This window comes from Polaromonas sp. P2_G11 (assembly GCF_056403595.1).
In genome coordinates this window covers 377,664-390,840 of record NZ_JBFUFE010000002.1, presented here as the reverse complement: position 1 = coordinate 390,840, position 13,177 = coordinate 377,664, and the positions used below count along the sequence as shown (strand labels likewise).

The 13,177-nt window shown below is 62.5% G+C and carries 12 protein-coding genes; 7 read left to right on the top strand and 5 right to left on the bottom strand.

Annotation, left to right across the window (positions count from 1 at the left end; genetic code table 11):
- Positions 1-14: 14 nt before the first annotated feature.
- The gene (locus AC1DWQ_RS08400; protein WP_457280525.1) at positions 15-542 is read left to right on the top strand and encodes an O-acetyl-ADP-ribose deacetylase; all 528 of its coding nucleotides are present in this window, start codon (positions 15-17) and stop codon (positions 540-542) included.
- A gap of 3 nt (positions 543-545) precedes the next feature.
- The gene (locus tag AC1DWQ_RS08395; RefSeq protein WP_457280524.1) at positions 546-962 is read left to right on the top strand and encodes a hypothetical protein; all 417 of its coding nucleotides are present in this window, start codon (positions 546-548) and stop codon (positions 960-962) included.
- A gap of 2 nt (positions 963-964) precedes the next feature.
- Here AC1DWQ_RS08395 and AC1DWQ_RS08390 read toward each other — a convergent pair whose 3' ends face one another.
- Positions 965-1,531 carry a TVP38/TMEM64 family protein gene (locus tag AC1DWQ_RS08390; protein WP_477669226.1) on the bottom strand — a complete coding sequence of 189 codons (567 nt, stop codon included), beginning with the start codon at positions 1,529-1,531 and terminating at the stop codon, positions 965-967.
- A gap of 225 nt (positions 1,532-1,756) precedes the next feature.
- Here AC1DWQ_RS08390 and AC1DWQ_RS08385 point away from each other — a divergent pair, with 225 nt between their 5' ends.
- From AC1DWQ_RS08385 to AC1DWQ_RS08375, 3 genes are all read left to right on the top strand, one after another.
- Positions 1,757-2,353: a cytochrome b/b6 domain-containing protein gene (locus AC1DWQ_RS08385; protein WP_477669225.1), complete on the top strand. Its 597-nt coding sequence runs from the start codon at positions 1,757-1,759 to the stop codon at positions 2,351-2,353.
- Positions 2,354-2,395: 42 nt separating this feature from the next.
- A complete protein-coding gene (locus tag AC1DWQ_RS08380) occupies positions 2,396-3,187 on the top strand; it encodes a molybdopterin-dependent oxidoreductase (RefSeq protein ID WP_477669224.1) in 792 nt (263 codons plus the stop codon).
- A 92-nt stretch (positions 3,188-3,279) separates the two neighbouring features.
- Complete coding sequence (locus AC1DWQ_RS08375) at positions 3,280-3,588, top strand: pentapeptide MXKDX repeat protein (RefSeq protein ID WP_457280520.1); 309 nt, start codon at positions 3,280-3,282, stop codon at positions 3,586-3,588.
- Between the two features lie 35 nt (positions 3,589-3,623).
- On the opposite strand, the gene AC1DWQ_RS08370 is transcribed toward AC1DWQ_RS08375, so the two are convergent.
- Positions 3,624-3,821 carry a hypothetical protein gene (locus AC1DWQ_RS08370; RefSeq protein ID WP_477665830.1) on the bottom strand — a complete coding sequence of 66 codons (198 nt, stop codon included), beginning with the start codon at positions 3,819-3,821 and terminating at the stop codon, positions 3,624-3,626.
- An 88-nt stretch (positions 3,822-3,909) separates the two neighbouring features.
- Between AC1DWQ_RS08370 and AC1DWQ_RS08365 the strand changes: the two genes are divergently transcribed.
- Complete coding sequence (locus AC1DWQ_RS08365; protein ID WP_477669223.1) at positions 3,910-4,140, top strand: hypothetical protein; 231 nt, start codon at positions 3,910-3,912, stop codon at positions 4,138-4,140.
- A 185-nt stretch (positions 4,141-4,325) separates the two neighbouring features.
- Here AC1DWQ_RS08365 and AC1DWQ_RS08360 read toward each other — a convergent pair whose 3' ends face one another.
- The 3 genes from AC1DWQ_RS08360 to AC1DWQ_RS08350 form a co-directional block, all read right to left on the bottom strand.
- The gene (locus AC1DWQ_RS08360; RefSeq protein WP_477669222.1) at positions 4,326-6,011 is read right to left on the bottom strand and encodes a ShlB/FhaC/HecB family hemolysin secretion/activation protein; all 1,686 of its coding nucleotides are present in this window, start codon (positions 6,009-6,011) and stop codon (positions 4,326-4,328) included.
- A 519-nt stretch (positions 6,012-6,530) separates the two neighbouring features.
- Positions 6,531-6,767 (bottom strand): hypothetical protein, encoded by a 237-nt coding sequence (locus AC1DWQ_RS08355; RefSeq protein ID WP_477669221.1) that lies wholly within the window; start codon positions 6,765-6,767, stop codon positions 6,531-6,533.
- Between the two features lie 159 nt (positions 6,768-6,926).
- Complete coding sequence (locus AC1DWQ_RS08350) at positions 6,927-12,086, bottom strand: two-partner secretion domain-containing protein (RefSeq protein WP_477669220.1); 5,160 nt, start codon at positions 12,084-12,086, stop codon at positions 6,927-6,929.
- A gap of 392 nt (positions 12,087-12,478) precedes the next feature.
- Here AC1DWQ_RS08350 and AC1DWQ_RS08345 point away from each other — a divergent pair, with 392 nt between their 5' ends.
- Positions 12,479-13,174: a response regulator gene (locus AC1DWQ_RS08345; RefSeq protein WP_477659127.1), complete on the top strand. Its 696-nt coding sequence runs from the start codon at positions 12,479-12,481 to the stop codon at positions 13,172-13,174.
- The last annotated feature ends 3 nt before the right edge of the window (positions 13,175-13,177 follow it).

Below are 13,177 nucleotides of genomic sequence, written 5' to 3'. Positions count from 1 at the left end.
CCAGAGAGGTCGCCATGCCTGCAACCCTCCGAGCCGTCCAGGCCGACATCACGAAACTGCAGCTTGACGCCATCGTCAACGCTGCCAATTCATCGCTGCTGGGCGGCGGCGGTGTCGACGGTGCCATTCATCGCGCTGCAGGGCCTGAACTGGTCCATGAATGCCGCCTGCTGGGCGGCTGTAAAACCGGCGAGGCCAAAGCCACCAAAGGCTACCGGCTCCCGGCGAAGTTCATCATCCACACGGTGGGTCCGGTCTGGCGCGGTGGCGGCAACGGCGAGCCTGAGTTGCTGGCCTCCTGCTACAGGCGCGCCATGGAAATCGCGGCAGCCAAAGGCGTTACGTCGATGGCCTTCCCCAGCATCAGCACCGGCATTTACGGCTACCCGATTGAGTTGGCTGCCCAGGTCGCAGTGGCCAGCGTGCGCCAGGCTCTGCAGCAACCCTCTTCCTTGACGGAAGTGGTGTTCTGCTGCTTTTCGGCGCAAGACCTGGCGGTCTACCAGCATGTGCTGGGCAAGGCCCTTGACTGCGGAGATTGACGCATGCCAGAACTTCCCGGCCTTGTCCCGATTGCATTCACCATTTTTTCGTATGTTGTCTGCGTCAAACTGGCGGCCTGGCTTTATCGCCGTACGCAACTGAGCTGGAAACACGCATTCATTTTCGGTGTTGTCCTGTTCATGGTTCTGTTCGCCGTCGGTGCTGTTGTCAGGTCGCTGGGCGCCGGCTCGGACCCCATACGCCAATCCCTTGTGGACCTGGCCACCGGACTGGCGGCACAACTGGGTCTGGGTGCATGGTGGCTCGGCTCGCGAGCCAGAACAAGGGCGGGTGCACCCCTTGAATTGAAAGGCGGAGCCTTGCTCGCCCTGATGACCTATGGGCTGGTTTTTTTCTTCTCTCTTGCGGCAGCGATTGCGCTGCCCTTCTTTTCCCGCATGGCAGGCAACGCCGTTTAGGTTCAGTACCCCGGCACCTTCAACACCCGCGCCAGGTAATCAAAAAACACGCAGTACAGCGCAATCGGCAGCGGCAGGCCCAGCAGGGTGCCCACCAGGTAGTCACGAAACTTCACCCCTGACATTGCCAGCGCGTAATTCAGCGCCGGTACGGTCTGCAGCAGCAAGCGCAGCACCACAATGCTCGCCACCGGCCGCGCGTCCAGCTGAGCCAGCATGCGTTGAGCCCACTGACCCTTGATCTGCCGCAAAGCGTCCCCGCCCATCAGGCGAATCAGCCAGAAGGTGAAGGCGCATGAGATCACGGCTGCGAGGTAAGTTGCCAGGCCACCCCACATCTCGCCGAGCGCCAGCACAGCCGCGGCCAGAAAAATCCAGCCGGGGATCTGGATCAGGTTGCCCAGCGCAAACAGCGCGATAAAAATCAGCAAGCCGCTGACTTCGTTGTCCAGGAATTTCTGGTGCAAGAAGGTCAGGCTGAAGTTGTCGCGCAAACCGGAAAGCTGGAACACCGCCAGCAGCAGCCCCAGAAACGCGACCACGGCGATCAGTCTTTTGTAGCGGTGCATCTTGACTCTATTGCGGGTTTGGGCAGGGACACCGGCCGATTTTAGGCGCCAGCCAACCCATGGCCATCCAGCCAGCCCGGGGCCCTTTTTGCAAATAAATGCAATCAGCCTGTAAGAAGCGCCCGCCCGGCCCGACCAAACAGCAACACGCAGCAAGACTGCGGCGGAAATCCCGGCAGTCCACTGGAAACCCGGGCGTTGCGGCCAGCACAAGAGGAGCATTTCATGAACACTTCCCGGCAGATCATCCACCCCGGCTGGTTGCGCGCCATGCACTGGCTCAATGCGTTGGCCGTGGTCGTGCTGATGATGAGCGGCTGGCGCATCTACAACGCCACGGCCTTCCTGGGCTTCAGCATTCCCAAAGACCTCACGCTGGGCGGCTGGCTGGGCGGCGCGCTGCAGTGGCACTTTGCGGCCATGTGGCTGCTGTTCTTTAATGGCCTGCTCTATCTGGCGTTCAACATCGTCACACGCAGGCTCTTTCACAAATTCTTTCCGCTTTCACCCAGGGCGCTGGTCGCCGACCTGCTCGCTGCCCTCAAGGGCAAGCTGGCCCATGCCGACCCCAGCCACTACAACACCGTGCAGCGCCTGGCCTATCTCTTCGTCATGGTGGACAGTGTCCTGCTCGTCGTTTCCGGCCTGGTGCTCTGGAAGTCTGTGCAGTTTCCGCTCCTGCGCGAACTGATGGGCGGCTACGAAGGCGCACGGCTGGTTCACTTTTTCGCCATGGCCGCGCTGGCCGCATTCGTCGCGGTTCACCTGGTGATGGTGGCGCTGGTGCCGCGCACCCTCGTCTATATGGTTCGCGGCCGCTGACCCGCCGAACAGCCCAACCGCCGCAAAGCGCAAGGATTACCCATGATCATCAAGCCCCCTCCCCGTATGGACATCGACAGCGCCGCCGTGCTGGACGAAGCTGTTGCGCGCATTGCCCACACCCGCAAGCTCGGTACGGCACGCCGCAATTTTTTACGCACCTCGCTCACGCTGGGCGGTCTTTCCATGCTGACCGGCTGCATGCTGGACGACAGCGAAAGCGTCAACACCGCTCTCGGCAAGATCTCGCGCATCAACGACGAGGTGCAGGGCTTGCTGTTTGATCCCAACCGCCTGGCGCCGACCTACCCCGAATCCATGATCACCCGGCCTTTCCCCTTTAACGCCTACTACGGCGAGGACGAAATCCGGGAAATCGAAGAAAGCAGCTACCGGCTGGAAGTCACGGGCATGGTGTCCGACAGGCGCAAATGGGCGTTGCCCGAGTTGCGCGCCATGGCACAGGTGGACCAGGTCACCCGCCACATCTGCGTGGAAGGCTGGAGCGCGATCGGCAAATGGGGCGGCGTGCACTTCGGCAGTTTCCTGCGTCATGTGGGCGCCGACCTGAGCGCGAAGTACGTCGGCTTCAAATGCGCCGACGACTACTTCACCAGCATCGACATGCCCACCGCGCTGCACCCGCAAACCCTGCTGGCGCTGACTTACGACGGGCAGCCGCTGCCACCCAAATACGGCTTCCCGATGAAGCTGCGCATGCCCACCAAGCTGGGCTACAAGAACCCCAAACACATCCAGGCGATTTTTGTCACCAACACCTACCCTGGAGGCTACTGGGAAGACCAGGGCTACAACTGGTTCGGAGGTAGCTGAGCGCTGCTCAGAGACCCTGCAACGCGGGCAATCATTTAACGATTGCCTTTTTTCAACAATCCATTCATTCACTACCACTCAAGGACAACACCATGAACAAATTGACTGCAACCCTCCTGTCTGCCTGCATGCTCTTCGCCGGCGGCAGTGCCATGGCGCAAGACGCGATGAAAAAGGACGCCATGGGCAAAGACGCCATGGCCAAAGACGGCATGAAGAAGGATGCGATGAAAAAAGATGCCATGGCCAAGGATCCGATGGCGAAAGATGCCATGGGTAAAGATGCCATGGCGAAGGACGGCATGAAGAAGGACGACAAGATGGCCATGGCCAAAAAAGACAAGATGAAAAAAGACCCCATGGCCAAGGACGCCATGGGCAAGGACGAAATGAAAAAGTAAGGCCGCTGCGCGCCGCGCCGCTTGCGGCCGGCCCGCTATGTCCCATCTGGGGCCGGCACAACCGGCTTGAGCCACAGCGCCGCGGCGTCAGCGGGCGCCATGCGCCGCAGGTTCACGTCCTGCCAGATGACTGCTGCGACCTCTTCAAGCTGGTCAGGCCCGACGGTGTGCCATCGCTGGTGCAGCCTTTCAGCGCAGCGGGCAATCCATTCGGGTGGGGTGTTTGTGTCCATGGGTAAATCATAGTTGAAGACTGTATATATGTACAGTACCATTGTTCTTCAAAGTGATTCCATAGAACAACCCAACCCAGAGACTGACATGCAGCTTCTACATGACCCGCCCACCAGGCCACCCTTCACCCCTGTCACCCTGGCCACGCCAGTCACTCCGGTCATTCCGTTTACCCGGCCACCACAGGGCCGCACCTCTGCCAACTGGCCGTTTTACGTACAAGCCCCTAAGCAGCTCTCAAGCGATGTCAGGGCAAACGCCTTGCGCGTCCTGGAAACCTCGGCGCGCTATTTTTTCAGCGCGTCCAGCGCGCGATAGTTTGCGCCCCTTGTTCCACCGCGTCCCAGATCGCCAGGCCGCGATGCTTTCACACAGCAACTTGCAAGGCGGCGCCACGATGGCGCTATGTTTTTGATAGCTGCTTGCGCCCGTCCTTATTAGCCAAAAACCCGATTTACTTCGGAGATTTGAGAACCGCCGGCAGGCTTCAGATACCAGGCCCGTCAGAACGCCATGGACGCCTGCAGCCACAGCGTGGGCCGCTTGGCCGACGAGGCCGGGATGGAAGTCGGCAGTCCGCCGTCAGTGCGCCAGGCCAGCGAAGAACGCAGCTGCACACCCGCCAGGCTGGCATTCAGGCCAAAGCCCGCGCCGGCCAGCTGGCGGCTGTTGGAGGCCGCCGCGCCGAAAGGGTTGCGGTTGATGGTGACCTTGCCCCAGTCATAGAACACGGTAGCCTGCACATTGGCCATCACGTTGTGGCGCAACTCAACCGTGCCGCGGTAGCCTTCATCGCCGCCAGCCTCACCCTGCGGATAGGCGCGCACCCCGTTGACGCCGCCCAATGAGAACTTCTCGGATGAATCCAGGTTTTTGCTGGCCAGTTGGCCCGTCACTGACACGGCCAGGAAGGTGCTGTCGGTAAAGCGCTGCAAGCGACTGGCGCCATAAGAAACACGGGTGTAGCTGCCATTGGACTGTGCCGAGGCCGCGTCAATGGCCAATGCGGTGGGCGAGTTGATGCGCAGGTTGCCCATCGCTACCGACAGGTCCAGGCCGGTGATGCCCCCGCCGCCCAGGGCATCCTGCAGGTTGCCTGAAAGGCCAAAGGTGGTGACCAGGACTTTCTTGGGTGTGAAGGTAGAGGTCGCGTCTACATAGTCTTTGAGCTGCTTGTCTTCCACCGACACTGTGCCGTTCAGGTTTTTAAGCTGGCTGCGGATGAAGGGGTAAGCGGCAAACAGGCTGGCAGAGGTGGCCGTGCCATGGGCCTGCAGGGTTTCAAACTCCTGGCCCAGCTTGTAGCGGGTGTCGAAGTAGGCGGCGCCTACCTTGAGGCCGTCGCTGCCCACAGGCAACTGGTAGGCCAATCGCGTGAAGCTGAGGTTGCGGCCGCTGGTCAGTGCATTGACGGTGAGCTGGTCACCGATCTTCAGCGGGCTGACGAGGTTGAACGTACCGGCCACGCGGTATTCGCCGGTGTAGCGGCTGCCGTAGTTGTCGACCACGACATTGCCGCTGTAGGGCTTGGCCGGGTTGACCTCAATCAGCAGCTCGGACGTCCCCACGCTGGCGCCGGGCTGCAGCGTGGCGCGCGAGGTGCTGACGCCGGGCGTGTCCTGCAGCAGCAACAGGCCGCGGTCAATCTGGTCGGACTTGATGACGTCGCCGTCCTTGACCTGGCCCAGGTAGGCCTGCGCGCGTTCGTCACTCAGCAGCGACTGGTTGTTGATCTTGTGGCTGGAAATGCGCCCTTCAATCACGCTGATGGTGACGGCGCCGTCGGTGATGTCCTGCGCGGGCAAATAAGCGCGGGCCACGGCAAACCCCCGGCTGCGGTAGTAGGCCGTGATGCGGCGGGCGGCGGCATTGAGCTGGCTCAGCGAGCGCTCCGCGCCTATGAGGCCGGCCACCAGGGGCTGAAGTTCGCTGGACGGGATTTCCTGGTTGCCGGTGATGGTGATGGACTTGACGAGCACCCTCGCCTCGCCTTTCTGGCTGGGGTCGGCTGACTCTTCGATGCGCTGCAGCGGAACGCTCTGTGGCGGCGGCAAGGCGGGCGCCTGCTGCAGGTCGCGCAGCACCTGGCCGGCGTCAGGGACTGGGGCAGTCTGCGCCCAGGCGCCGGTATGCAAAGCTACCAACAGGGCTGAAGCCAGCGCGGAAAGGGGTAACGAATTCTGTTTCATTTTTTCGCTCTACTTTTTTAATGCTCATCCAACACAAGCCACTGCTCCTTCATGGCAGCTGACCATCCATACACCCCATCACCCCCCCGGGCCATGGCTTCGATGCCCCGGGCGACATCCTGCAATTGTGTGTACCCGACTCTCATGCAGCCATACTGCGGATGCAGTACGTCCAGCGTGACCGCTCCGGCAATGTCGCAGAGACAGCTCATCCTGTATGTCCCCATTTTTAGGGACATGAAACCAATCGTAACTATATCTGCCGGTTTTGCCTGTAGCACAAATGCGCTATGAGGCCCACCCTAATCCGTCGCCCAACGGCGCCCCAATTGATGTAAGCGCTCAGCCCAACCAGGGATTCCCTGCAGGCTCCGAAATGGCCAGGCCGCGCGTCCAGCTTGCCATCGTTGGGGGACGACTTGGCTTTCGCGGAGTCATTGCTACATTTTTAATAGCTGCTTGCGCCCGCCCATAAATGGCTACAGCCCGACCGAGCTAATGAAGAGCCATGAAAATGGTTTATTCACAAGTGGCACGGCTAACGCTTTTGGGCATCAATAAACCGCAGCTGACGATACTGACCAGCGAGTTCGACAGCCTGGCGTTGCCGCTGTCACCGCTGTTGCCGTTACTGCCGTTGCCATTCCCGCCCGCCTCATCGTCGCGGTTGTCGGGCTCAATGAAGCTGGCGGGGCCGCTGTTGACCGTCTCGCGGCTGGTTTGGTAGACGGTTTGCAGCGCGATCCTGTACTGCACTGTGTCTGGCGTGCCGGGCGTAGTACTGCCTTTACTGGCAGTCACCAAAGGCAAGCCAGTGGCCAGCAAGGTAACCACACCCGTGCAGGCTGCCTGCGCAGAGTCTCACCGCAGGCCCACCAGGGCCTCGCCTACCCCGCCTCCTCCCCAAGCTGCCGCCTATTCGCCTCTGTCCTGGCGGGCTGCCTCTGCGGCGGCATTCAACGCCTTCATGCGCGCGCCATCATCCAGTATGTTGAACGGATCGTCGTCCACCGCGCTCGATATGCTGCCTGTGCCATCTCCATTGGCGCTATCGGCGCCACCCGTGACGCCACCCATGGCATTGCCCGTGCCGGCAATGGCGTTGAGCGCGGTCACATAAGGCCCATCCAGCGCTGCCGTCACGCCGAAAAGGGATGCAGGCAAAGGCGGCGTACCGGTCATCGTCAGCGTGCCGTTGGTATAGACGACGTTGTAACCCAGGGCCGATGCCAGCGTGCCCTGCGTGATGGCATGTGTGGGGCTGGTCGTGGCAGCGCCTGTGGGCGCCGACAGCGCACCGTTCAGCGCAGTTGCCGCGGTGTCGCCCGCCACCAGGCCGCTGTTGACGGTGTAGGTGAGGGCCGGGTCGGCGCCGCCGTATGCCTTGCTCACGTTGTCGCCGCTCACGTTGAGCGTCGGCACAACGCTGTAGACAAAGCGGTTACCGGTGAGAGAGGCCATTGACGCATCGCTGGGCGCATTGGCGGCATAGGTGCGGCCAAAGGCGTTGCCGGTGGAAACCAGGCCGCCCAGGGTGCTGGCAGCCGGATCGGTCGAATACACGAGGAAACGGCCGCCCGCGCCAGGATTGAGCGCGCCAGCCCCGGCGTTGTTCACAAGGTTGCGCCCGGCGGCCAACACCAGGGAATCATTGGCCGCGCTGCCGGAGGTGACGGTGTTGTTCAAAGTGAGGTCGCTGGCCGCCCCTGTGGTGCGCACCAACACCTTGCCGCTGGCAGTCAGCCCTGCTGTGTTGACGGTGCCAATGGCCAGCGCACCGGCCTGCGAGTAGCTGGCGTTGCCTGTGTTGCCGGCCAGCGTGGTCACCGCATTGGCGGCGTTGGTCAGTGCGTGGCTGCCCGTGCCCAGCAGCTCCAGGCCGGTGGCCGTGATGCCCGCGGTTTGTGTGCTGGTACCGGCGGTGCTCAGCGTGAGTTCGCTGGCCGTCAGCGCGCCGTTGATGGCGATGTTGCCACCGGTCGTGATCAGCTTGAACTTGTCCTGCGCATTGCCGAAGGCGTTGTCGACCGTGATGCCGGCCGCGGATGACACGCTGACTGTCTGCGCAGACCCGGCGTTAGTGCTGATGGCGAGATTGCTGGTACTCAGCGCATTGGCGGCAGTGAGGCTGATGTCGCCCGCAGCGCCAGGTTCTGTGGTCGCCAGCGTTTGCAGGCCGGTCACATTGGTGCCCAGCGTGATGCTTTCCCGTGCGGTCGCGTTAAGCGTGGTGCTGGTGATGTTGTTGGCCGCGCCATTGGCGTCAAGGATGGCTCCGAGCGAGGAGCTGAGAGTGACCGAGCTGCCGGACACCGTCTTGACCGCCAGGGCGAAGGCAGCGGTGACGTTCACCGCGCCCGTTGCACTGACGTTTTCCAGGGTGCCGCCGTTGGCCAGGTCCAGGTTGACCTGTGAACCGGCGCCGCTCGCCACCGCAACGACCGGGCCGGTCGTGTAAATGGTGATGGGGCGGGCGGTGCTGGCGCCTATGCTGCCGTTGCCCGCCTCCAGGTAGACCGAGCCACCCGAGAGGGGATTGATGTTGGTCTGGACAGTTTGCGTACTGATGCCGCCCGTGGCCACCATGCTGAAGCCGGCGGTGCCCGCAGTCGTACCCGTGGCGTTGCTCAAAAAAGGCATGTAGGAGCCCACCATCAAGATATTGCCCGTGTTGGCGATATCGACGCGGCCGGCGCTGTTGAAGCTGCCCTGGAAGCTGGCGGTGGCGGCGGTGTTGCGAAGGGTGATGTCGCCCGATGTACTGTTGTTAAGTCTGCCGAAATTCTGGATCTGGTTGCCTGCGTTGGCCAGCGTCATGCCCCCGAAACTGGTGGCCTGCAAGGTGTTCGCGACGATGGCCTGGGTTTGCGACAGCGCGCCGCGGCTTAGCAGCGCAACAAGACCGGTGCCGGACTGGGTGATGCCGGCCGTTCCGTCCACCGTCCCCACCGACAAGGCAGAGTAGGAGCTAACCTCGAAATTGTTCGTTCCGTAGGCGCGACCGCTGACCTGGCTGATCTGGTTGAGTGAGTTGTCCAGGATGACGGTTTGTGCATCGGCCTTCAGGTTGGCAACCGTGAATGCCGCTGTTTGCGAGATGCCCGAACCTGCAGCGTTGCTGTTTATCAGGCTCAAGCTGGGTGCGCTGGCCAGGTTGATCGCGCCGCCGGTGTTGCCGATGACTATGCCGCCTGTATTGGAAGTGCTGCCGATCGCGATCACCGACGCGGTGATCCGGTTAAGCTCGGCGTTGCTCAGGTTCATGGCGGCGGTTTCTGATGCGCCGCCGAGTGTGATCGGCTGGTTGGCGCTGAAGATGTCCGTGTTGACCAGCACCTTGCCCGCGCCCGCGTTGACGGCGGAGCCGATGTTGATGCGGTCGCCCAGCAGCGTGATCGCACCGCCTCCGCTGGTGATGCTGGCGCCGTCGATGTTCAGGGCGTAGCTGCCGGCCGGCGCAATTGCACCCGTAGGAAAATTCATTCCGCGCAGCGTCATGGCCGCCGTGTTGGAGTTGATGCTGCCGCCGGTCAGGCTCACGGCATGACCCCCGCCCATAGAGCTTGTCCCACCGAGGTTGCCGATCATGGTGATCTCGCCGGTCGAGTTGATGCTGCCGCCCACCATGGAGATGCCGGTAATGTTCGCCGTTCCCCCGTTCGAACTACTGAACAAACCCGTACTGTTAAAACCAAGCCTGCCCGCGACGATGTCTGCGCCGGCATCGATGAGGACGCCGGAGCCGCTGATCCCGGCAGCATTTAACGAGGACGATCCGTCCAGCGTGATGCTGCGCAAGGTGCCGGACTGCACTTTTCCTCTTGCTATCAGGCCCTTGACCTCGGTGGCGGCACTACTGACACCGGCCCGGCCGGTAGCGGTGATATAGCCGCCGGTGCTGGATACCTCCGAGCCGGTGCCGAGTTCCACGCCGGCAGTACCTGCCAGGGAAAACAACCCTGTACGCCCGGTGATGTCGATATTGCCCGCACCTGTGATCCTGGCCAGAGAATCCAGCCGTACGCCGCGGGCCACCTGAGCGATGACCCCGGTCATGCCTACGTCACCGGCGATGGTGACGGTGCCGGTGCCGCCGGTCACGCTGGAATTGGTGACGACCACGCCGCCCGAAGAGCCGCCCGTGGCGCTGCCACCGCCATTCACCAGTCTGCCGGTGATGTTTATCGTTCCGCCCCCGCTGACGCCGATGTTGGTTTGCGTGGCGCCTTCATTGACGAGCTCGAGCGCGTGGTGGCTCGTCCTGGCACCCGACGCTTCGACGGTGATGTTTCCGGTGCTTGCCACGCTGGTGCCCGCCAGCTTCACGGCGCTATCGGCGCTGTTGATGTTGGCATTGCCGCTGGTAAGCGTGGAGCGGTCCAACAGCACGCCATACTGCGACTGGTCTGTCGTGGTACCGTTGATGGTGAGGGCGCCGGTGCCGGCGTTCAGGGTGCTTTGGGACACCCGCACGCCCGAACTCCCGGCCTGGCCCGCGCCGGTCAGCGTGATCGCGCCTCCGCTGGTCTGCAGGACCGTGTTGCTGATATCCAGCGCGCCGGCGGAGTTGAGATTGATCGTGCCGGCGCCGCCGGTCGCGGAGATGGCGGAGGTCTTGATAGCCTGGGTGGCCGCCGCTGTGGTCACGCTCGCCGAGCCCCCGCCGGAAACCTTGAACGCCAGGCCGGCGCCGTGCGTGCTGCCCGTGAGGTCGATGCCGGTACCGGTGGGACCGGTGGTTCTGATGGTGAGATTGAGGCCACTGAGGAGCTCTACATCGGCATTGCCGAAAGTGCCCGTGACGTTGATCGAATCCGTGGCCTCAATAACCACGTCGGAACCCATCGCTTCAATCGTGTCCTCGTAAATGGTGTCGGCGGCCCCGCCTGTGCCGCCCGCGATGGTCATCGTGGCCGGGTCGAGCAGCCAGGTGCCGGTCTTGCCTCGCGGCGCCAGCGTGTTCACCCTGAAGCCCGGCAGGATTTTGAAGTGCGCGGCGCTTGTCTCGATAAAGCCGCCGTCACCGCCATCCGGGGCGCTGGCATCCAGCGTACCGCCCATGTTGACCATGCCGTGCTCCATATCGCCGATCAGCATGATGCGGCCGGCCTTGTTGGCAATCGTCTTCGCTTCAATGACGCCGGTGTTGTTGACGGTGCCCGTGGTGAGACTGTCGAGCGCTTTCGCGCCCAGCAGCACCTGGCCGCCGTCGGCCTTGATGAGCTGTTTGTTCTCGGCCAGTGCGTTGATCGCGCCCTGATCGATGCTGTAGCCGAGCAGGCTCCCGTTGTCCAGGTTCAAGGTGACTTTGTTGCCCGCAGCCAGAAGCGCCGTGCCAAGGCTTGCGGTCATCACGCCTTCGTTGCGCACTTCCGGTGCCAGCAACGCCAGGTAGCCGCCGGGAGCCGCCGTCAAGGTGCCCTGGTTGACCACAGAGCCGCTGCTGCCGTTGCTGCTGAAGACGTGGTTCCCCGCCATGAAGTCGGCATTGCTCATGCTCAAGGTAGAAGCCACCAGTCCGCCGACGTTGACCTGTGAGCCGGCACCAAACAACACCCCGTTGGGATTAAGAATGAAGACCTGGCCATTGGCAGTCAGGCTGCCGAGCAGCTCGCTGGGGCTGGCGCCGGTGATGCGGTTCAGTGCAATCGCTGAGGCATTGGGCTGGTTGAATCGCAGCGCCTCGTTGGCCGCAGTAGACAAACTGGTCCAGTCGATGGCCAGGCGCTGGCTGGCCTGGTTGATGGTGGTGGTGTTGCCTAGCGTGGAGACACTGCCGCTACCCGCCGACACACTGGCATTGGCTGCATCGGCCGCATGCGCTTCATGTGTGAGCACCGCCAGGGAGGTAAGCAACACCAGCGCCGCGCGGCAGGCCGTATTGAGCCTGAAGTCCGCGCCACCGCCATCGACGCCATGGCCTCCTTCCGCCTGCACGTCATCCCACTGCACGCTGCCGCGCGCCGAGCCACCCTTGCTTCTGCCCTTGGCATTTTCCGCCACGGCCACCCACAGATTCAGGGCGGTGTTCCAGACAAGGCGGTAAATACGGTTCATGCTGGCGTGACTTTTCATGGAGGCTTTCGTTGGCGGGTGGAACTTGCAGCGAGCCAGGTTGCCCGCCAATCAGTCGGGCCAGCGCCCCGGATGTTGTGGAACGCCTTGCCCGACTGGCCGTCATCGTACGAATCACGAAAGCCGCTGTCTGTAGCGCATATGCGCTACGCCAGATACCTTCAGGGGCCCCGTTCTAGAGACGAGATCGGATTGCAGACCAATAAAAATAGGCGCGAACAGCTATCAAAAATATAGCAAACCGGTCGGCCGGGTGGCATGATGATCGGCACCGGCGGGCAGCGAACAGGCCCTGCCGGTGACCAGACACCCGTTACCGGCCTGCACGTAGAACAAACGAGCTACACAAATAGCGAGTCGTGCGCCCGAAACCGTCGCAAAATGTCTGCCTGATGAATGCACCTTCCGCTGAACAAGACCTGCCCGTGATCCATGTCGCCATCGTCGAGGACGATCCGGGCTTTCGCGGAGCGCTGAGTCGCGTGGTGCAGGGCGCTTCTGACATGCGCCTGGTGGGCGCGGCGGGCACCCGTGCCGAAGGCTTGCAGATGCTGAAGCAGCCGCCGGCCGATGTGCTGCTGGTTGATTTGGGCCTGCCCGATGGCTCGGGCATTGACGTGATCCGCGCGGCTTCCCGACAGTGGCCGGCCTGCAGCATCATGGTGAGCACCAATTTTGGCGACGAGACGCATGTGATGCAGTCGATCGAGTCCGGCGCTGCCGGCTACCTGCTGAAAGACAGCTCACCGCTGAAGATGGCGGCCGAGATCCGCAGCCTGGCCAGCGGCGGCAGCCCGATCAGCCCCATCATCGCCCGGCAGGTGCTGGCACGCTTTCGCCGCAGCACCGCAGCTGGCGCCGGCACGACGCCCGCCGATATCGACGCGTCATCGCTGCTGTCGGCACGTGAAAAAGAAGTGCTGGACTACATCACCAAAGGCTTCACTGCGGTGGAAATCGCCAGGTTGATGGAGTTGTCGCACTTCACGGTGCGCACTTTTGTGCGGCGCATCTACAGCAAACTCAAGGTTACCTCCAAGGCTGAAGCGATCTACGAAGCCAGGAACCAGGGCATTTTGGCGCAGTAGTTG